20 protein-coding genes and 1 pseudogene are annotated in these 19462 nt (G+C 55.8%); 12 read left to right on the top strand and 9 right to left on the bottom strand.

Going from position 1 to position 19462, the window contains the following annotated elements; genetic code table 11:
- Positions 1 to 3 precede the first annotated feature (3 nt).
- From GOX63_RS13655 to GOX63_RS13670, 4 genes are read left to right on the top strand one after another with little or no spacing between them, the layout of a single operon-like run.
- A complete protein-coding gene (locus tag GOX63_RS13655) occupies positions 4 to 471 on the top strand; it encodes a tripartite tricarboxylate transporter TctB family protein (RefSeq protein WP_170546006.1) in 468 nt (155 codons plus the stop codon).
- A 6-nt stretch (positions 472 to 477) separates the two neighbouring features.
- A complete protein-coding gene (locus tag GOX63_RS13660; RefSeq protein ID WP_170546010.1) occupies positions 478 to 1992 on the top strand; it encodes a tripartite tricarboxylate transporter permease in 1515 nt (504 codons plus the stop codon).
- Positions 1985 to 3100 carry a lyase family protein gene (locus GOX63_RS13665; RefSeq protein WP_170546013.1) on the top strand — a complete coding sequence of 372 codons (1116 nt, stop codon included), beginning with the start codon at positions 1985 to 1987 and terminating at the stop codon, positions 3098 to 3100. The genes GOX63_RS13660 and GOX63_RS13665 overlap by 8 nt, the downstream gene beginning before the upstream one ends.
- Before the next feature lie 55 nt (positions 3101 to 3155).
- Positions 3156 to 4037 carry an SDR family oxidoreductase gene (locus GOX63_RS13670; RefSeq protein WP_170546016.1) on the top strand — a complete coding sequence of 294 codons (882 nt, stop codon included), beginning with the start codon at positions 3156 to 3158 and terminating at the stop codon, positions 4035 to 4037.
- Here the strand turns inward: GOX63_RS13670 and GOX63_RS13675 are convergent.
- Positions 4034 to 4936: a LysR family transcriptional regulator gene (locus GOX63_RS13675; RefSeq protein WP_170546018.1), complete on the bottom strand. Its 903-nt coding sequence runs from the start codon at positions 4934 to 4936 to the stop codon at positions 4034 to 4036. The genes GOX63_RS13670 and GOX63_RS13675 overlap by 4 nt on opposite strands.
- 104 nt (positions 4937 to 5040) lie before the next feature.
- Here GOX63_RS13675 and GOX63_RS13680 point away from each other — a divergent pair, with 104 nt between their 5' ends.
- The gene (locus tag GOX63_RS13680) at positions 5041 to 5475 is read left to right on the top strand and encodes a PACE efflux transporter (protein WP_170546021.1); all 435 of its coding nucleotides are present in this window, start codon (positions 5041 to 5043) and stop codon (positions 5473 to 5475) included.
- A gap of 219 nt (positions 5476 to 5694) precedes the next feature.
- On the opposite strand, the gene GOX63_RS13685 is transcribed toward GOX63_RS13680, so the two are convergent.
- Complete coding sequence (locus tag GOX63_RS13685; protein WP_170326630.1) at positions 5695 to 6189, bottom strand: Lrp/AsnC family transcriptional regulator; 495 nt, start codon at positions 6187 to 6189, stop codon at positions 5695 to 5697.
- Between the two features lie 98 nt (positions 6190 to 6287).
- Here GOX63_RS13685 and GOX63_RS13690 point away from each other — a divergent pair, with 98 nt between their 5' ends.
- Genes GOX63_RS13690 through GOX63_RS13700 form a run of 3 tightly spaced genes read left to right on the top strand, consistent with a single transcriptional unit; the run spans position 6288 to position 7577 of the window.
- A complete protein-coding gene (locus GOX63_RS13690) occupies positions 6288 to 6917 on the top strand; it encodes a LysE family translocator (protein WP_170326629.1) in 630 nt (209 codons plus the stop codon).
- A gap of 14 nt (positions 6918 to 6931) precedes the next feature.
- Positions 6932 to 7339 (top strand): DUF2000 family protein, encoded by a 408-nt coding sequence (locus GOX63_RS13695; RefSeq protein ID WP_170326628.1) that lies wholly within the window; start codon positions 6932 to 6934, stop codon positions 7337 to 7339.
- Positions 7332 to 7577, top strand: coding sequence for a MaoC/PaaZ C-terminal domain-containing protein (locus GOX63_RS13700; protein ID WP_170326627.1), 246 nt, complete (start codon positions 7332 to 7334; stop codon positions 7575 to 7577). Before GOX63_RS13695 ends, GOX63_RS13700 begins: the two co-directional genes overlap by 8 nt.
- Here GOX63_RS13700 and GOX63_RS23800 read toward each other — a convergent pair.
- Positions 7574 to 7705, bottom strand: a pseudogene (locus tag GOX63_RS23800) (integrase); the annotation flags it as partial. The gene GOX63_RS13700 and the pseudogene GOX63_RS23800 overlap by 4 nt on opposite strands.
- Before the next feature lie 53 nt (positions 7706 to 7758).
- Between GOX63_RS23800 and GOX63_RS13705 the strand changes: the two are divergent.
- Together GOX63_RS13705 and GOX63_RS23995 are read left to right on the top strand one after the other, a co-directional pair.
- On the top strand, positions 7759 to 8142 hold the full coding sequence (locus GOX63_RS13705) for a ribonuclease E inhibitor RraB (RefSeq protein WP_170326626.1): 384 nt from the start codon (positions 7759 to 7761) through the stop codon (positions 8140 to 8142).
- 296 nt (positions 8143 to 8438) lie between these two features.
- Positions 8439 to 8681 carry a glycine zipper 2TM domain-containing protein gene (locus tag GOX63_RS23995; protein WP_170326625.1) on the top strand — a complete coding sequence of 81 codons (243 nt, stop codon included), beginning with the start codon at positions 8439 to 8441 and terminating at the stop codon, positions 8679 to 8681.
- Positions 8682 to 8843: 162 nt separating this feature from the next.
- Here GOX63_RS23995 and lpdA read toward each other — a convergent pair whose 3' ends face one another.
- Genes lpdA through GOX63_RS13735 form a run of 5 tightly spaced genes read right to left on the bottom strand, consistent with a single transcriptional unit; the run spans position 8844 to position 14839 of the window.
- On the bottom strand, positions 8844 to 10205 hold the full coding sequence (gene lpdA / locus GOX63_RS13715) for a dihydrolipoyl dehydrogenase (protein ID WP_170326624.1): 1362 nt from the start codon (positions 10203 to 10205) through the stop codon (positions 8844 to 8846).
- Positions 10206 to 11456 (bottom strand): dihydrolipoamide acetyltransferase family protein, encoded by a 1251-nt coding sequence (locus GOX63_RS13720; RefSeq protein WP_170546024.1) that lies wholly within the window; start codon positions 11454 to 11456, stop codon positions 10206 to 10208.
- Between the two features lie 3 nt (positions 11457 to 11459).
- Positions 11460 to 12473: an alpha-ketoacid dehydrogenase subunit beta gene (locus GOX63_RS13725; protein WP_170326622.1), complete on the bottom strand. Its 1014-nt coding sequence runs from the start codon at positions 12471 to 12473 to the stop codon at positions 11460 to 11462.
- Positions 12474 to 12476: 3 nt separating this feature from the next.
- Positions 12477 to 13712: a 3-methyl-2-oxobutanoate dehydrogenase (2-methylpropanoyl-transferring) subunit alpha gene (locus GOX63_RS13730; protein ID WP_170326621.1), complete on the bottom strand. Its 1236-nt coding sequence runs from the start codon at positions 13710 to 13712 to the stop codon at positions 12477 to 12479.
- Entirely contained in the window at positions 13709 to 14839 is a 1131-nt protein-coding gene (locus tag GOX63_RS13735; RefSeq protein WP_254435953.1) for a Leu/Phe/Val dehydrogenase, read from the bottom strand. Before GOX63_RS13735 ends, GOX63_RS13730 begins: the two co-directional genes overlap by 4 nt.
- Positions 14840 to 14959: 120 nt before the next feature.
- Between GOX63_RS13735 and GOX63_RS13740 the strand changes: the two genes are divergently transcribed.
- Both GOX63_RS13740 and GOX63_RS13745 read left to right on the top strand, forming a co-directional pair.
- On the top strand, positions 14960 to 15403 hold the full coding sequence (locus GOX63_RS13740) for an Lrp/AsnC family transcriptional regulator (RefSeq protein ID WP_367647208.1): 444 nt from the start codon (positions 14960 to 14962) through the stop codon (positions 15401 to 15403).
- A 1025-nt stretch (positions 15404 to 16428) separates the two neighbouring features.
- A complete protein-coding gene (locus GOX63_RS13745) occupies positions 16429 to 18276 on the top strand; it encodes an adenylate/guanylate cyclase domain-containing protein (protein ID WP_170546027.1) in 1848 nt (615 codons plus the stop codon).
- Between the two features lie 206 nt (positions 18277 to 18482).
- On the opposite strand, the gene GOX63_RS13750 is transcribed toward GOX63_RS13745, so the two are convergent.
- Positions 18483 to 19427 (bottom strand): LysR family transcriptional regulator, encoded by a 945-nt coding sequence (locus tag GOX63_RS13750; RefSeq protein ID WP_170546030.1) that lies wholly within the window; start codon positions 19425 to 19427, stop codon positions 18483 to 18485.
- Positions 19428 to 19462 lie beyond the last annotated feature (35 nt).

Consider the following 19462-nt stretch of genomic DNA (forward strand, 5'->3'; position numbering starts at 1 on the left):
GACATGCGTGCCTATACAGAAGGTCTGGTGCTTGCCCTTATCTCTCTTTTTGCTCTCTGGGGGGCCTGGCAAGTGCCTGCGCCGTCTCCGGGGGATACCTGGGCCGGGATCGTTCCATTCTCTGCCGCTCTCGCCTTGCTCGCTCTGTCCGGAGTGATGCTGTTGGGTGCTACGCGCCAGACGGCGGGCGACACTGGCAACGATCAAGACAGCGGTGCGACCTTGCAGATCATCGGTCTGTTTATCATTGCTTTGGTGTATCAGCAGTCGTTCCGCTGGTTTGGTTACCTGCTGCCGACCGCGATCGCGGCCCCGGTTGTCCTTTCTATTTTCGGCGTACGCAGCCGGATCGGTCTGGCCCTGTCCGTTGTTCTTTGTCCGCTGATCTTCCATCTCATCTTTTTCGTCCTGCTGGGCGTGTTCCCGCCATACGGCGAGGTCTTCGACCTGCTCAGCTGGATTCAGGGGTAAAATACCATGGAGATTTTTCCCGCACTTCTGTCGGTGATCACTGACCCTACGTTGCTTTTTGCCATCGTTCTTGCAGCTGTCGTGGGGATGGTAGTTGGTGCGACACCCGGCCTGACTGCCTCTGCGGCCATCGCGATGTTGCTGCCCATCACGTTTTATATGTCGCCGATCTTTGCACTGGCGTTTCTGTACGTGATCGGCAAGTCCGGTAGGTATGGCGGTTCGATCGCGGCAATCCTGTTCAACACACCGGGTACGGCGGCCAGCGCTGCAACGCAGATCGATGGCTACCCATTGGCGCGCGCAGGCAAGGCCGGAAAGGCGATGAAAGTGGCAACAATCTCGTCCATCATCGGCGACCTGATGGGAGATATCCTGCTTGTCATCGGTGTTGGCTTCATCGCGGCCATTGCCCTGAAACTCGGCCCGCCGGAAACGTTTGCCATCTACTTTGCCGCTTTTGTCGTCATCGGTTCGGTCATCGGCAATTCCATCGTCAAAGGACTGGCGTCGGCATTGTTGGGGATCCTGATCGCCATGGTTGGTTTGGACCCGATTTCGAGCGAGGAGCGTTACACATTCGGGTCGTTCGATCTGTCCAATGGCGTCGGGCTTGTACCGCTGATGATTGGCGTTTTTGTTTTGGGCGAGGTATTCGCTCAGTTGGACACCCGTCGCAAGGCGACCGATGAGACCGAGGAAAACGAAAGCACGGAAGACGGAAACAGCCTGACCTGGGAGGAATACAAACCCTGTCTACCGCATGCCTTGCGTGGTGGATTCATCGGCGCAGGTATCGGTGTTCTGCCCGGTCTGGGCTCGGCCATCGCAGCATTCATTTCATACGGAGAAGGTAAGCGCCGCGCCAAAAACGCCGAAATGTGGGGCAAGGGGGCGCTGGAAGGCGTTGCCGCGCCTGAAGCCGCCAACAATGCTGTGTCCGGTCCGTCGATGGCTCCATTGCTGACACTGGGCATTCCGGGTTCGACCATCGGGGCAATCCTGTTGGGAGTTTTCCTGATCCACGGCATTCAGGTTGGTCCGACCCTGTTCCTGACAGACAAGGAACTGGTCTACAAACTTTTCGCCTGCGGTATGCTCGGTATCCTGGCCTATGGTTTGATCGGCTATTTCGGTGCCACGCAAGTTGCCCGTCTTATCCTGAAAATTCCGACCAATGTTCTGTATCCGCTGATATTCCTGACCGCCTTCGTGGCAGCCTATTCCGCCCGCGGATCGATGTTCGACGTGACCGTCATGACGTTTGCAGGGTTTGCGGGTTGGCTGATGCGGAAATACGACTTTAACGTTGCAGCGTTCGTAATTTCTTTTGTCCTGGCCAAGGGTGCCGAGGAAACTTTCCGCCAATCCCTGCTGATGTCCGAGGGCGGTGCGATGATCTTTGTCGAGCGTCCCATAGCGTTGGCTTTTATCATCGTCGGTCTTGCCGCCTTGGCGTTCAGGATCAGAGGCATCGTCAAAGAACGCCGCATCGCACGCGGGGGGCTGGAAGATGCTTGACTATGGTATCTACCGGGATTGCTTTTCCAGCGCGGACATGCGGTCTATCTGGTGCGAGCACGCGACGATATCTGCCTGGTTAAAGGTCGAACAGGTTTTTGCAGCGCGTCAGGCAGCAGCGGGGCTGATCCCAACCAAAGCTGCTGCCGCGCTCGAAGCGGTTTCAATCTGCGATCTAAATCTGGCCGAACTGCAGGCTGAGATGATCCTTGTCGGGCGCCCAATCGTTGGGCTGGTAAAGCAGTTGCGCGGATTACTGCCGGACCACGCGGCCCATGTGCATTTCCGTGCGACAACGCAGGATGTCATGGACACAGCATTGGCGCTGCAGATGAAACTGGGGCTGGAGCAGATACAATGCACCCTCCGCAATGTCATGGCAGCAATCCATCATCATGTTTCTGCTCACCCGGACACAATGATGATGGGGAGAACCAATGGTCAGCATGCTGTGCCGATCCGCCTTGCCACGAAACTTGAGGTCTGGCGATCTGAACTGGGCCGGCGATCTGAGGCACTTCAAGATGCGGCAAAACGTGGATTGAATGTTCAGATTGGTGGTCCCGTCGGGGACTTGCGTAACTATGAAAATGGCACCGGCCATCAGATAAAACGGGACGTTGCGCACGCGCTCGGGCTCAATGTGGTCGAGCCGCACTGGCAGAACGCTCGTGACGGGGTCGCCGAAATTCTCACAGCGCTTGGGGCGCTCTGCGGGACGCTTTGTAAAATTGCCCACAATGTCAATCAACTGTCATCATCCGACATTGGTGAATTCGCTGAAAGGCACGAGCCCGGAAAAGGAGCGTCCTCTGCGATGGCCCACAAACGAAATCAACGGGCATCGGAGTTTGGCGAAGCCGTCGCCCGGCTGGGACGCCAGCGGGCAGAGCAGATTGGCGAACTGACCCACCATGAACACGAACGATCCGGTGGGGTCTGGATCGGTGAGTGGATCGTTGTTCCCGAAACATTTCTTCTGACCTCTGGCGCGCTGCAGTGGTCGGAACAGATGTTCAAAAACTTGGTGGTCGATACTGATGCAATGGAGAGCCTTGTTTCGTCGCAGTGCGCTTCAACTAGTATCTGGTCAACAGATAGGATGTAACTAAACGCATCGCATGATTGCCTGTAAAAGCATCGCTGAAACAGGAGATACCATCATGACAAAGAAGATCACCATTATCGGCGCCACAGGCCATCTGGGGCATCGCGTAACCGCAAAGCTCGTGGAGAAAGGCGCAGAAGTGACCGCCATCGTGCGGGATCCGGTGGCGGCAAAGTCAGCTCTGCCCGCAGAAGTACGCCTTGTTCACGGCGACGTGTCGGATCCGGCCGGCCTGACAACGGCTTTGCAGGGCACTGAGACGCTGTACATCACACTAAACACCGAGTCGCTGGACACCACCTTGCCGTTCCACACCGAACGCGAAGGTGTGATCAACGTCGTCGCGGCGGCGAAAGAAGCCGGCGTTCAGCACATCATGCAAATTGCAGGAGTCGACTACGCGCATCCCGAGTTTTCGACCGAGGGTATGGCCTATGGCACCAATGCCATCCGCAAAGGCGGGATCGATGCCATCAAGACATCAGGCATTCCCTATACATTCTTCTATTGCTCGTTCTTCCTGGATTCACTTCCCAAGCTCTTGATGGATAATCAACTGGCCGTTATTGGAAATCACGTTCATCCGATTTGGTTCACCAATTCCAGCGATCTGGCGGAACTTGTCTTCAATGCCGTGGGGAATGACGCAGCCAAAAACAAAGAGTTTGCCGTTCAGGGTCAACAAGCCAAGACCTATACCGAGGCATCGATCGAGTTTCTGGGAGCTTACGCTCCTGAGGCAGAAGTTATCCGGTTGCCGATGGAGGCTGTAGGCCAAATGGGATTGCCGGACGAGCAGGCGACATTTATCGAACACGTGCTGACATTCGTACAGCAGCTGAAGGAAGAGCTGGTGTCTGCTGAAACCTGGCGGGTACTTGGATCGCCGAAGCACACGATTTCCTCTTTTGCCGAGGAACTTCGCGGCGAGATCTAAGTCACAGTGGAGTTCTGGATCACAGCTTTTTCAGATAGTTGGTCCAACAGTCTGGCTGTTGCCTGACCCATGGGCTTTTTGAATGACCAGATCATATCCACCGCGCGTTCGGCATAGGGTTTGGTCTCAAATTGCAGGGGCAGGATTTTCAGCGCTCCGGTCTGAACAAAGACATCCACTGCGTGCAAAGGCAGCGCCGACCACCCCAGGTCGGCCTGCACTAGATCGATGGCCTCCGTTGCAGTGCTAACCTGCCAAATCGAAGGCGAGGCCTTAAGGATAGCGCTGTTGGGGTTGTCGGCTTCCTTCAACAAAATCTGACGATGCAGACGCAGTTCCTCCCAGGAGACCGACGGCATCTGCGCAAGCGGGCTTTCCGGATGGCTGACGCAGACCAACCTGAGTGTGCCCAATGAGCGAAAGTCGAGCGCCTGTGGGATACCTTCGGGTTCCAGAATAATGCCCAGGTCCACTCCACCCTCGACGATCAATCGCTGAATCTCACCTGCAGTAAAGGACTGAATTTCCACATCAACGGATGGGAACTCAGCATTGAAGGTGCGGATGATCTCACCCAGGTTTGCCAGCTTGATATGCGGCGCCATGGCGAGCGTGACGCGGTTCTCCAGAGTCATCGACAAAGCGTCAGCGATGGCCAGAAACCGGCTGCGCCGTTCCAACAGAATTTGGGCCGGCGAAATCAACGCCTCTCCCGCCTGGGTAAGGGTCGGATATCTTCGGCTGCGGTCGAAAAGCTCGACGTCCAGATCGACCTCAAGGTTGGCGACCAGAGTGCTGATCACCGACTGCGCTTTGTTGCATTTTCGGGCTGCCGCGGAAAAGGAGCCTTCGCTGTGGGTGGTGACGAATGCCTCCAACTGTTCGAATGATGCACGCACGAGGAGGTCTCCACCATCTATCTGTTGATTAGATACTATCTGGCTTTATTGATCGCAACAACAGAGTAAAACTCCTCCGCGGACATGAATTGAGGAAAATACTCATGAGTTTTGCTGGTCGGATGGTGCACGCGGTGCTTTTTGAGGTTTTTGCGTTGCTGAGCATTGCCCTGCTGCTGCCGCTTATCTCGCATGTCGATGTTCAGAAATCCCTGATCCTAGGGGTGTTCTTTTCCTTGGCGGCGATGCTGTGGAATGTGATCTTTAACATGACGTTTGATTGGTATTTGGCAAAAGTCAGGAAAAACACTCATAAATCGGCGGCGGTGCGGGTGGTCCATGCACTGCTGTTTGAGGGCACCTTTGTCGCGCTGACCCTGCCTGTGCTCGCCTGGGCCTTGGGTCTGACGTTGTGGAGCGCAATAAAGCTGGAGGCAGTGCTGATTGTATTTGTCACAGTCTATACGCTTGTATTCAATATCGTGTTTGATTGGTCTCGCGGGAAACTGTCCAATCAAATTGCGTCACCAACAGATTGACAAATTTTTACTTCGTCCGCGTCGTGTGATTGTAGCCGATCGCTGAGCTGCGTATCCGCAGCCAACGTCTCATCCGGCGCGCCGTGTCGCAGCATCGACTACCAAGGGTAAAGGCCAGGTTTGGGCCGCTCTCTGCACCCAAATTGTGAGTAGCCATCTGGCCGTTCCTGCGGGCGTATCGACGCAAACCAAGAGTTGAAACGGTAAGCCTTCACTCTTTTAGTCGGCGGTGTTCTGTTGTTCGTCAGTCAAATCGAGCGTTGCAGTGAGATCGTGCTGAGACACGCTTTCAAATACAATCGAGGTCTCGATACGGCTAATCTCTTCGCGAGAGGAGAACCGTTCAACAACCAGCCGGTGCAGATGCGACGTGTCTTTGGCCAGAACCTCTACGACCGCATCAAAGCGGCCGCTTATCATCCACCCTGCGCGCACCTCGGGAATTTTCAGGATCTCCCTGAGAATGCGGTCCAGGTCTGACTTTTTGTGCTCCGACATCTGGATAAACAAGAGCGCCTTCAGGGACAGGCCCAGCCGCTCCAGTCGAATCTCGCTATAGGTTCCCGCGATCAACCCGTTTTCATGCAGCCGCTTGAGGCGGTCGTGCACGCTTGACGCGGCCAAGCCAACCTCATGCGAGAGCTCTTTGTTGGTCATCCGAGCATCTTTCGACAAAAGCGCCAGAATGCGTCGATCTGTTCGGTCAATGTCCATTTCCATCCCTCCATGCCGAAATCAATTCGGTGGATGCGGTTTAGTCTGAATGTTAGATATATAGCGCGACAAAAACGCCGAAGAAAGAGCGGCTTTACATGCCAGATAGCGATACTTTTCCGGATTGGGGAGTGGCCATGGAAATCTCAGCGTTCTTCATCTTTGCATTTATCGCTTCGGTGACGCCGGGCCCATCCAACGTTTTGCTGACGACCGTTGGCGCGCAGGTGGGCGTTCTACGCGGAATGCCTGCATTGATTGGGGCTGCCCTGGGGACGGGCCTGATATTGTTTATCGTTGGACTTGGTCTTGGTGCGACTATCCTGGAAAATCAGACGGTGCTTTCCGTGCTGCGTGTCGTGGGTATGTGCGCCATTTTGTGGCTGGCATGGGCTATCGCCACTGCCCCGGTTTCCAAAGATACCGTGCAACAAGACGGGGCTCTGCAATTTGGCTTTTTGCCTGCGATACTGCTTCAATGGGTCAACCCGAAGGCGTGGATCGTGTCTGTCTCTGTTGTCGGGACCTTCATGGCCGTCGAAGGATCGGTGTTTGAACAGGCCGCAACGCTGAGCCTGATCTTCATCCTGGCTGCCGTTTTCGGTTGCTTGCCCTGGCTGGTAGGGGGTGCAGCTATGCGGAGCCTTTTGCAAAACCTGACCATCGCCCGCCTGTTCAACGTGACGCTTGGCTTTGGCCTCGCCGCGTCGATGATCACGCTGATTTGAGAAGGAAACCCCGAATGTTCGACACAAAGATTGCCATCATCGTCCGCGATGACCTAGCCACCTGGCAGAAGCTCAACGTCACCGCCTTTCTGATGAGTGGCATCACCGGTGCGAACCCCGACCTGATCGGTGCCCCCTATGCAGACCGCGACGGCAATGCCCATCTGCCGATGTCGGTCCAGCCGGTGATCGTGCTGTCGGGTGCGTCCAATGTGCTGACCAACATTCGCAACCGTGCCCGGAGCCGGGGCGTCGAAACCGTGGCCTATATTAAGGAAATGTTTGCCACAGGCCACGACGAGGCGAACCGGGCCGTCTTTGCCGAACATGGCCCGGATGAGCCCAACACCGTGGGGATCGCCCTGCGTGCAGACAAGAAGATCGTCGACAAGATCACCAAAGGAACAAAGATGCATGGCTGAACGCGCGGCTTTGAACGTTGGAGAGAGCGTCACAAGCAGGTCAGCACGGCTGACACGAGAGGCTGCCATCGGCTTTGCGCAGGAGTTTGACCCACAACCGATGCACATTAACGATGCGGCGGCACAGGACGGTTTCTTTGGCAAGTTGGTGGCCAGTGGCTGGCATGCGTTGCGGCGTTCCAAATGCTGGTCTAGCGGCAGGTTTGGGCCGCCCGTGAAGACGGCCCAGAAATACTAAATTTCGATAGCTGCAGCTATGGCAAAGGTGTCCTCAAGCTCAACGCTGAGATACCGAACCGTGCGATCCATCTTTGTATGACCAAGCAAAAGTTGCACTGCGCGCAAATTGCCAGCCTTATTGAAGATTGAGACACCACCGGTTTAAAGTTGTGAACTACCAAGGTTAAGGACGTGATCCGATGAAGTCATTCTTAACAGAAATTCACACGAGGATAATCGATCGGTTTTTTAAGCCGTCCAACGCACAAATGTTATCGTCCGCTGCGGACCAGGGCTTGGACCTCTCACAGCTAATACCCTTCACGTTTTACATATCTTTCCGCGATTCTGATGACGCCGACAGCGTGGCTGCCATGCTCGAAAAAAGAGGCTACAAAATCACGCGAGAAACTGAGGAGAAAGATCCGTATCCATTTGATGTGGAAGCGGAAATTGCCATTTTTGGCAACGAAAAAGAGATCGAACAACAAGAGGATTTTTTTCGAAGTATCGCAAGAAATTTCCCTGCTCGCTACGATGACTACAGTATCTCTTACACTGACGAAGAGGCCGTTTTTTACTGACCAAACTCAAAAATGATCTCTTAGCTGCAGTTGATCACAATTTGGTCTTTTGCCCACGTAAAAAGATGAAAGCACGGAAAGTGGCCGGTGGGATTTCTGACCATGAAAGTCAGGCGTGTGGATTATGCTGTGCTTCACCCCAGAACCGCATGACATTGTGGCTCAGGCGACAAGTTGCCCGGTCACTGGGCGGGTTTTTGCGCCTTGACTGCCGAGGGGTTGGAGAGCGGTTCGGCAGCGCCTACATATCTGGTAACTAAAGACGATGGCATACGTGTGAACGTGAGGAAGCCGACATGAGAAAGACAACGGTAGCTTGCCTGCTTGGTGGCGCATTGCTCTTGGCAGCATGTGGGGCCCCGACATCGCCAACTCAGGCTCAAGCACAAAGCGACGCTCGGTGTGCTGCGGGCATTCTGGGAGGTGCCGCTGTGGGTGGCGTATTGGGCAACCAGATTGGTTCAGGCACAGGCAAAACTCTTGCAACGGCAGCTGGTGCCGGGCTTGGAATGTATGCAGGCCAATCGGCTTGTAACTGACAAAGTCACACAAACTTCAAATTGAGGGGTTCGCCGAAAAAACCAGCCTTTTCGCTGGCCCTGGATAGTTATGCGCTAAATCGCGTCAAAGAGAACCTGGTTCGTTTTCATGGGAAAGACCAGCCCGGCCGATGCAGGGCTGATCAAGCTTCAACCTGAACTTCAGATATGCAGGGCTTGACCCAGAGCCTTCAGACAAGCTTCCTGCAAGCCTTCAGACTGTGTCGGGTGGGCGTGGATGGTTGCGCCGATGTCCTCAAGACAAGCGCCCATTTCGATAGCCAGCGAGAAGGCCGCCGAGAGTTCCGACATCTGCGCGCCGACAGCCTGAATGCCCACCACAGCATGGTCGCTTTCGCGCCAGACTACGCGGACAAATCCATCTTCTCGTTCGCATGTCATGGCCCGACCATTGGCAGCCAACGGAAAGTCGCTGTCTTTTGTGCCATCAATTTCGCCGGGTAGGGCGCCGCAGGTGACGATCTCGGGGTCGGTGAAACAGACTGCAGGGATCGCGCGTTTGTCCCACTCGACGGCGTGGCCCGCGATATGTTCGGCTACCATTTCGCCCTGTGCCATGGCGCGATGGGCGAGCATGGGTTCGCCTGTGACGTCACCGATTGCGTAGATACCGCGCATCGAGCTCTGACAGGTCTCGTCGATCTGGATGAACGGTCCGTCCATCGTTAGCGACAGCTCCTCAACCCCGATGCCATGGGTGCGCGGGCGGCGGCCGACGGTCACCAGTACCTTGTCAGCGACAACATTGCCCTGATCCGTAGCCAAAACACCTTCGGAATAGCCCTGCGCCTTGGTGCCGGTCATGACCGTGACGTTCAGAGCCGACAGACGTTTCGCCACCGGCGCAGTCAGCGCTTTGTAATAGGTGGGCAGGATGCGGGATTCTGCCTCGACCACCGTGACCTTGGTGCCCAGTTTGGCAAAGGCCGTGCCCAATTCCAGCCCTATATAACCGCCGCCGACAACGGCAAGGCTTTCAGGCACGTCACCCATTGCCAGAGCTTCGGTCGAAGACAGGATATCGCCGCCAAATGGCAGGAAGGGGAGTTCGACCGGGGCTGAACCCGACGCGATGACGATGTATTCAGCAGTGATTTCACGGCTCTCGCCATCAGTATCGCTGACCAACACGGTCTTTCCATCCAGAAACCGGGCGCAGCCCGACACGAACCTGACGCCTGCCTTTTTCATCAGGCCCGAGACACCGGTATTCAGCCGTTTGACGATACCGTCCTTCCAAGCAACAGTCTTGGCGAGGTCAATTTTCGGGGCCGGGGCGGAGATGCCCAGCGGGCCGTCATTCACCGAAGTGATCCGGTGAAACTCATCGGCAGCGTGGATTAGCGCCTTGGAGGGGATACAGCCCACGTTCAGACAGGTGCCGCCGGGCTTGGCCTCGTCCACTACGATCGTGTCGATGCCCAACTGCCCCGCACGAATGGCGCAAACATACCCGCCGGGACCAGAGCCGATGATCAGCAACTTACATTTCAGGTCCGACATTCAGCCCTCCACAAACAGCATGGCCGGGGTTTCCAGCAAGGATTTCAATTTCTGCACGAAAACCGCCGCATCCCAGCCATCGACCACCCGGTGATCGAAGCTGCACGAGATGTTCATCATCTTGCGCGGTTGGAACTGCTGGCCGTCCCAAACCGGGCGGATCTGCATTTTGTTGACGCCGACAATAGCCACCTCGGGGTGGTTGATGATTGGCGTGGTGGCCAGCGCGCCCAAGGGCCCGAGCGAGGTGATGGTGATGGTGCCACCCTGCAATTCCTCGCGCTTGATCGTGCCGTCACGGGCGGCCTCGGCCAAGCGGGTCAACTCAGCGGCATTGTCCCACAGGCTGCCCGCCTCGGCGTGGCGGATCACCGGTACGTTCAGCCCATTTGGTGTCTGGGTGGCGATGCCCACATGCACCCCACCATGGCGATGAATGACGCCGGCCTCATCATCAAAACGCGCGTTCAGTCCGGGCTGTTCGCGTACCGCCTCTACGATCGCACGCATCAGGAAGGGCAGCATGGTCAGCTTTGGCCTGTCGCCTTTGTGCTTGTCGTTCAGCGCCACCCGCAGGGCGTCGAGCGCCTCGATTTCGACCTCTTCAACGATGGTGATATGCGGGATCTGGCGTTTCGAAAGCTGCATCTTTTCAGCGATCTTGCGGCGCATCCCGATGACGCGCACCTCTTCGATGCCGGTATTGGCGCCACGGGTGATCTGACCCTGCTGAATGCCGCCCGAGGCAATCCACTGGTCGAGATCGTTGTGGCTGATCCGCGAGGCCGGACCGGACCCCGGCACTTGGCGCAAGTCGATCCCTTCTTCTCGGGCACGAGCGCGCACCGAGGGTGAGGCCAGCGGCTTGGTGCCTTGGGCGCGTGCCACGGCAGGTGCGGCCCGCTCAGGTGCCTTTGCAGGTTCAGGCTTGGGTTCGGCCTTCGGCTCTGGTTCTGGCTCAACATCGGTCGCCTCGGCCACAGCAGGCGCGTCGCCTTCGTTGCCTTCGCCATCGACCTCAATCCGGATCAGAGTGGCACCAACGGCCATCAACTCGCCGATCTCGCCACCCAGTTCCAGAACCTTGCCATCCACGGAGGACGGCACTTCGACCGCAGCCTTGTCGGTCATTACAACGGCCAGAATATCGTCTTCTCTGACGATATCTCCGGGTTTGACCAGCCATTCGGTCAACTCGGCCTCGGCGATGCCTTCGCCAATGTCCGGAAGGCGGATGATATGTACGCCCATGGCTCAGTCCTCCATGACGGTGTTGAGGGCGTCACCCACCCGCGCGGGACCCGGAAAGTACTGCCATTCCTGGGCATGCGGATAAGGTGTGTCCCAACCGGTGACCCGGATAATCGGCGCTTCGAGGTGGTAGAAGCATTCCTCTTGCACGAGGCTCAGCAGCTCAGCGCCAAAGCCGCAGGTGCGCGTGGCTTCATGCACGATCACGCAGCGGCCGGTTTTCTTCACCGAGGCGGTGATCGTGTCCAGATCCAAGGGCATGAGCGTTCGCAGGTCGATCACCTCGGCGTCAATACCGGTTTCCTTCGCGGCGGCCTCAGCCACATAAACCATTGTCCCGTAAGCCAGGACGGTCACATCCGCCCCCTCGCGGGTGATCTTCGCCTTGCCCAGGGGCACGATGTCATCGCCGTCTGGGACGTCGCCCTGGGCATGTTTTTTCCAGGTTGTCAGCGGCTTGTCGTGGTGCCCGTCAAAAGGCCCGTTATAGAGACGCTTGGGCTCTAGGAAGATCACCGGATCAGGGTCGGCAATCGAGGCAAGCAACAACCCCTTGGCGTCCGCAGGATTGGACGGCATCACCACCTTGAGGCCCGATACGTGGGTAAACAGCGCCTCTGGGCTCTGGCTGTGGGTCTGGCCGCCGAAAATTCCCCCGCCCGTGGGCATGCGGATGACAAGCGGGCAGGTAAAATCGGCGTTCGAGCGGTGTCGCAGACGCGCGGCCTCACTCACGATCTGGTCATAGGCGGGATAGACATAATCGGCGAACTGAATCTCGATCACCGGTTTCAGCCCATAGGCGGCCATACCGATTGCGGTGCCGACGATGCCGCTTTCGTTGATCGGCGCATCGAAGCAGCGGCTCTTGCCGTACTTCTCTTGTAAACCCGCGGTACAGCGGAAAACCCCGCCGAAGAACCCTACGTCCTCACCAAACACCACCACACGGTCGTCGGCCGCCATGGCCACGTCATGGGCATCGCGAATGGCTTCGATCATTGTCATTTGGGCCATCGCTTAATACCCCGCTTGTTGGCGTTGCCGGATCAGATGCGGTGGCATCGTTTCATAGACACCTTCGAACATGTCGCGGGGTGATGGTGCCTTGCCGTCGCCCAGGGTGCCGACGCTCTCGGCCTGTTTCTGCGTTGCTATGACGCCATCCATAATTTCGGCCTCGGCCTGTGTATGGCGTTCGTCGGACCATTCGCCGATCGTGATCAGATGCTGCTTCAGCCGCTCTATTGGATCGCCCAGCGGCCAGGCGCTGGCTTCCTCACCCGAGCGGTAGGCCGAGGGATCGTCAGACGAAGAATGCCCGCCCGCGCGGTAAGTCACATACTCAATCAAGGTTGGACCCAAGCCCAAGCGTGCGCGTTCGGCGGCCCATTTGGCGACCGCGTGAACGGCCAGATAGTCGTTGCCGTCGACACGAAGCGAAGGGATGCCGAACCCATGGCCGCGCGCGGCAAATGTACCGACACCACCCCGGGCAATCCCCTGAAAGGTCGAAATAGCCCATTGGTTGTTGACGATGTTCAGAACCACCGGTGCCTTGTAGGTTGAGGCAAACACCATCGCCGCGTGGAAATCGCTTTCCGCGGTTGATCCGTCGCCGATCCAGCCAGCGGCAATCTTGGTATCCCCCGAAATGGCCGAGGCCATGGCCCAGCCCACCGATTGCACGAACTGGGTGCCCAGATTGCCCGAGATCGAAAAGAACCCATGTTCTTTCGAGGTATACATAATTGGCAACTGCCGCCCATGTAGCGGGTCATCGGCATTGGAATAGATTTGGTTCATCATCGTCAGCATTGGATAGTCCACCGCGACCAGAAGACCGGCCTGACGATATGTCGGGAAGTTCATGTCACCGGGGCGCAACGCCCGAGCAAAGGCACAGCTGATCGCCTCTTCGCCCAGGTGCTGCATATAGAAACTTGTCTTGCCCTGGCGCTGCGCCATCAGCATACGCTTGTCAAAGGCGCGCAGGGTCAGCATGTGGCGCAAGCCGGTACGCAGCTCATCTGGCGTCATTGCCCCTGCCCATTCACCTACGGCCTGTCCTTCTTTGTTCAGAACCCGAACAATCGAAAAAGCCATGTCACGAATGTCATCCGCGGCCACGTCGACCGGTGGGCGCAGGACCTCACCAGCGCGGGGAATCTCGAAGTCCGAAAAATCAGGCGTGTCGCCTGGACGGCAGCCCGGCTCAGGTACATTCAGCGACAGCGGTTTGGTTGTATCGCTCATGCTGCCCCCTCCTGTTGATGGCCACGTGCACGGTCCAGAATGTCACCGACAATCTGATCGGCGACCCGTGTGGTCGATTGGCCGGTGCGGTTCGAGGTTTCCAGGATTTCGGCAACACGCGTGGCGATCTCCTTGAGCCTGGACTGGCGATATGTCTCACCGGCCTTGTGAATTTCACCTGCCACGCTGATGATGCCGCCTGCATTAACTACGTAATCTGGCAGATAGCGAATTCCGCGCGCGCGAAGGGTCTCGGCAACGTCGTCTTCAGCCAATTGGTTGTTGGCCGCGCCACAGACCAACCGCGCCGATAGTTTCTGCGCGCTTTCATGGGTCAGTATACCGCCCAGAGCACAAGGTGCGAAAATGTCCATCTGCGCGTCAAAGACCTGATCCACGGGGCAGATATCCGCACGCAACCGGTCGCGGGCCAGATCCAGCGCCGCCTGATTTATATCCGACACGATCAGCGACGCACCCGCAGCATACAGTTTTTCCGCCAGGCTCATGCCTACGTGGCCCAGACCCTGAACCAGCACACGACGCCCGGTCAGATCGTCGCTTCCGAACACGTCGTGTGCGCCAACCTTCAGGCATTGGAATACCCCTTCGGCAGTAAAGGGTGACGGGTCGCCGCTGCCATGCTCGCCCCCTTCAAGGCCAACCGCGAATTCCGTTTCCTCAGCTACAATCTGTATGTCTTCCGGCGAGAACCCAACATCTTCGGCGGTATAATACTGCCCCTTAAGTGCATCGACTGCACGGCCAAAGGCGCGTAGCATTGCCGGAGTTTTGTCTTCGCGGGCATTGCCGATGATCACCGATTTGCCGCCGCCCAACCCGAGTCCAGCCATGACGTTCTTGGCCGTCATGCCGCGTGCCAGTCGCAACACGTCCTCACGCGCAGCTTCCCGACTGTCGTAAGCCCACATTCGGCAGCCACCCGCCGCCGGGCCGCAAACTGTCGAATGCAGGCAGATGTAAGCCTGCAACCCGTTGCTGGTGTCCTCGGCAAAGATCAGACGTTCATATCCGGGTGGCGGTGTTTCTTCTGTGAGGATCAGGGGCATGGTTTCACCATTCGTTTGCATGGCAGGAGTGTCATCAATTCGATCCGTCAGGATCATCACTTCCAGCTTATGGTCCAGTAATGGGTTGAAAAACCGCTTTTCTAAGGTACTTTGAAACAAACTTAGTGGTATTCACTACAAATATAAGGATTTATAGTGCCTTACACTACTGATCAAGTGGATCGAGAGATTCTTCGCGCGCTGCAAGAGGATGGACGCATGTCATTGGTCCAACTGTCGGAACGCATTGGTCTGTCCGCCACACCTTGCAAGCGCCGGTTGGCACGCCTTGAGGAATCTGGGTTGATTTCGGGCTACAGCGCCCGAATTGACCGTAAAACGGCAGGCTTTCCGATCACAGCTTTTGTCTCGGTCGAGTTGGAGCGGCAGGACGCCGATAAAGTGGCCGACTTCCAGCGCCAGGTTGCGCTGTTTGACGAAGTGGTAACTGGAACGTTGATGACCGGCGCACAGGATTTCTTGTTGGAAATTGCGGTTGAAAGCCTTGAAGAGTTTGAGACGTTCCTACAGACAAAATTAATGCGGCTGCCGGGTTTACGAGTGGTGCGTTCACGGTTTGCTTTGCGCCAATTCATCAGTCGAACGCGCATCCCTTATTGAGAACATAGCCAGTCTCGATGCCTTGGCGGTGTTGCGAAATGTGATCAAGCAGCGCGGCTGTTATAGTTACGCCTCCGAAAAAGCTGGGCCGCTCTCCGGAGGACGGCATGTTGGTGAGGATGAATGACCAATCGATGTCAGGTGTGATCCGTCATTAGTCTTTGCGAAGGCAAATATCTGCGCAAAACTGCCCTAGGTCAGGCCCAATGGTGCAAGGGCAGCAAACTGCCCCTGCTTAGTCAGTTGTTCAGAATGGCACCCGATGGTGCGAAGGCGGTGGGCGTTCAATCCGTGGCGGGAGGCCGACGTCTTCCCTCAGGTAATCCGGCAGGTCAGCTAACCTGCGCAGAACAGGCCGTTCTCCGCTGGGCCGCGAGGCATAATCAACCATCAACCGCAGCAAGAGGCCGCGCGGCCGTTTGAGGGGGATGTATAGTGATAAGCTTGGCATTGTTCTCTCCATGAATGATGGAAAGCCGCCACGTGAAGAAAACACAAAAAAGGCCGCTCACGAGGCGGCCTTCAGATCGGAAACCTGTCAGACCGCTTTAACGGGCTACTGCGCCTGCTGCGCGAAGGATTGAAATCTGACGATTCAGCATATTTGATCCCTCCTTTGTCAGGGTTTCCAGGTCCGCAAGTTAGTAGACGGGTTGCTTCGGTTTAACAACCTAAAAATGTATTGGTCGAATTTCGCCGGATCGCGAGCTGACGCTCATTTCAGCGAAGCAGCGCTTTTCCCTGGTTGCTTCCATTTGCAATCCCCCAATGCGGCACTTCCGCCTGCTGCGCAGCTGTAAGCCCGGTAAGGGCCGTCCTTTGCGGTAGTTCAGGCCGGATTATCCACTGATGCAGCGATACAACCGATGTCCGCGAAGAGCCCCAGAGCTGACCTACTGGCGTAGCTGAGGCTGGATCAAGTTTGTCCGAAAGTGACCCCAAGTAAGCAAAACTTTAAAAATTCAAGAAAATGTATATAATCCGCCGAATTAAGCCGAAAGATTGTCTCGTTCACGGGGCGCGTCATGGGGGGCAAAAAAGCAAATACTTCCCAAGGGAAGGGTGGCGAGTGGCATGCCTCGATGTCGGTCGCCTTGGCGCTTGGGTTGGGCTTCTTTGTACTAACTTCAGTCGCAGGTGTATTGGGTGTGGGTCTAGTTGTTGGCTACCGCAATACCTCGGATTTGCTGACACAGAAGGCGCAGCTAATCATCGGCACCCAGCGCCAACAGGTAGAGCGCTATTTGACAGCAGCTTCTGACCAAGTCGATTTTATTGCGAGCAGGATTGCCTCGGGAGAAGTGGAGGCGGACGGATCAGAAGAGTTTGTTAGCCTTTTGTTGGGTGCCGTTTCAGCGACCCCCCAGATTGTTCGGATACAATTTATTGACAGAAACCAAATTCTAACAGGCGTTGAACGTACCGAAGAAGAGACACTACCCATTTTTTTGAAGCTTGGGGACGATGTCGATCTGCGCCACCTTATCGATGAAGCAATTGAAACCGGGAAAGCTCGTTGGGGCAATATTCTTTGGCGCGGAGAATATGGCCAATCGGTGCTGACCTACCAAAGTCCAATCATTCAGAAAGGTAGAATAATCGGGGTCTTATCAGCTTGGGTTTCGGTCGTGAAACTTTCCGAATTCTTGGCTGATCAGGAAATGGAATTCGGTGCAAATGTGTTCATGCTTTACGGTAGAAATGCCGTATTGGCCCACCCACTCATGGCATTTGGGTATGCTGGTTTAAATCGTGCGGCACCACTTCCGCAGCAAGACCGTTTCTCCGATCCAATCGTTGCGGCCATGTGGCAGCCGAATGATCACCTTAGCGTCGCAAAGTACTTTCTGACCGGCGCGAACACTCGCTTCGTTGCCTACGCTGATTGGGAGTATGTCATTTTCTTTGAAGAGCTAACCAACTATGGCGATCAAGCACTTACCGTAGCCACATATTTTGAAACCCACGACATCATTGCGGAAGCAGCTCGATTAAGATGGGCGATATGGTTCTGCGCAATAATGGCAGTCATTTCGGCCGGGGTGGCGGCATTGATCGGTCAGAAAATTGCCAAACCTGTGCGGCGGCTTTCCGACAGTGCAAAGCGTGTACATGATCTGGATATTTCGAATATTGCCGAAATCGAAGGGTCCTTCTTCCGAGAACTGGATGAGGCGGCACGATCATACAATTTCATGCTTGAAGGCCTGCGTTGGTTCGAACTTTATGTGCCCAAGCGTTTGGTCCGCCAATTGATGCGCCACCACGCAGGCAAACAGATCAACTCATCTCACCGAGATGTGGTCATTATGTTTACGGATATTGTTGAGTTCACGACACTGTCGGAACATCTTACGGCTTCTCAAACGGCATTATTCCTGAATGATCACTTTGCTGGGCTGGCGGACTGCATCCAGAAAAACCGCGGCACTATCGACAAGTTCATCGGAGATTCGGTCATGGCGGTCTGGGGTGCCTTGGAACATCAGGACGATGCGGCCGATCTGGCGTGTCAGGCAGCAATTGAGATCGCTCGTTGGATTCAGAATTATAATCAAAATGAACGAATAGCGGCTGGCTTGCCCTATTCTGTCAGATTACGCATAGGGCTTCACATCGGTCGCGTGGTTATTGGGAACATCGGCAGTGAAGGAAGGCTGAGCTATACTGTCGTTGGAGACGCAGTGAATGTCGCGCAACGTTTGGAAGAAGCCGGAAAAGTATTGGGCGATACCCAAGCGGAAGCGAATATTCTTGTTTCCAGCTCTGTTCGTAGTGCCTTGGTCAAACCAATAGAGTTTAAGCGCATCGGGGCACACAAGCTTCGCGGCAGAGACGAGTTGGTTGAAATTTACTCTCTGACAATAAACTAGTCACGAAACCTGAATTACGTTGAGGACAGCAACCAGGCTCGATTGATAGCAGTGATGGCAATTAAATAAATGTGCTTAGTTTCAGCTTTGTCCGAAGTACAACCATTCACTGACACCAAACGCGCAGCTGCCGGCTAGTGACCGCTCAAACCTTAGCCAGCCTTCGCCAATGCAGAAAATACCTGCTGCACGGTATATTACTGAGCTCAATTGGCCTGGCCCTGATGCTCTTTCAGTTCATTCGTAAAACTTTGCAAACCGGGAATGTCATTTGATGCGGAAAAGGTGATCATTCGGACCGGCCAACTGAGGTTTGATTTTAATGGTACCGTGGAAACATCGTCTGCTTGCGAAGTGCCCAAAATACTCTTGTCGACAATTGCGCGGCCTGCGCCCTGGGCGACCATGCGTACCAAAGCGGATTGTGTCTGGACTTCTGCTCTGACCTGAAACGAAACCTCACAACTGTCGAACATTACCTCCACAGCGCGGCGGAACGGGCTATGAGATGTCAGCATGACTTGAGGTGCCTCCGCGAGTTCGGCAGCCGATACTCCGCGCGCCGCGGCCAGCGGATCATCGCGAGGAACAATCACGACAGGGTGAAGGTCGGCCAGACGGATGCAAGCCAGATTTGGATCGCCGGGGTCAGACGATACAATTGCGCAATCCACCCGTCCTTCGCGCAACGCGGCCATCCCGGCCCTCTCGTCCAGAACATCGACATCGACCCTTAGGGCGGAGTGCTCTGCCATAAGTTTGCCGGCTGCAACCGCAACGCGGGTATCGGCCACTGCCGGAACCGTTGCCACACGCAAATGTCCTCCAGTGCCAGAGGCGATTTGAATTGCGGCCTCCTGGATACGTTCCAAGCCCTGATAGTGTTTTTGAACCGCCTGCTGCAGACTGTGCGCCGCGGAGGTAGGCTCGAATTTACGACCCGATCGATCGAACAGGGGCACGCCCATTTCGGCCTCAAGCTCAGCGACGACACGGCTTATAGCGGGCTGAGATATGTGCAGGGCATCTGCCGCCTTTCGCGTGGACCGGTGTCGATAGGCCATCTGGAAAAGCTCAATCTGTCGGGCAGTTATGCGCATATGAATTGATAACACCAGCGTATCAATAAATACAATAAGATGATTTTTCATTAAAGCTGTGTGGCGTTACCGTTCCGTTCATGAAC

Origin of the sequence: Ruegeria arenilitoris, from assembly GCF_013031355.1 — a bacterium.
GTDB classification, from domain to species: Bacteria; Pseudomonadota; Alphaproteobacteria; order Rhodobacterales; family Rhodobacteraceae; genus Ruegeria; species Ruegeria arenilitoris_C.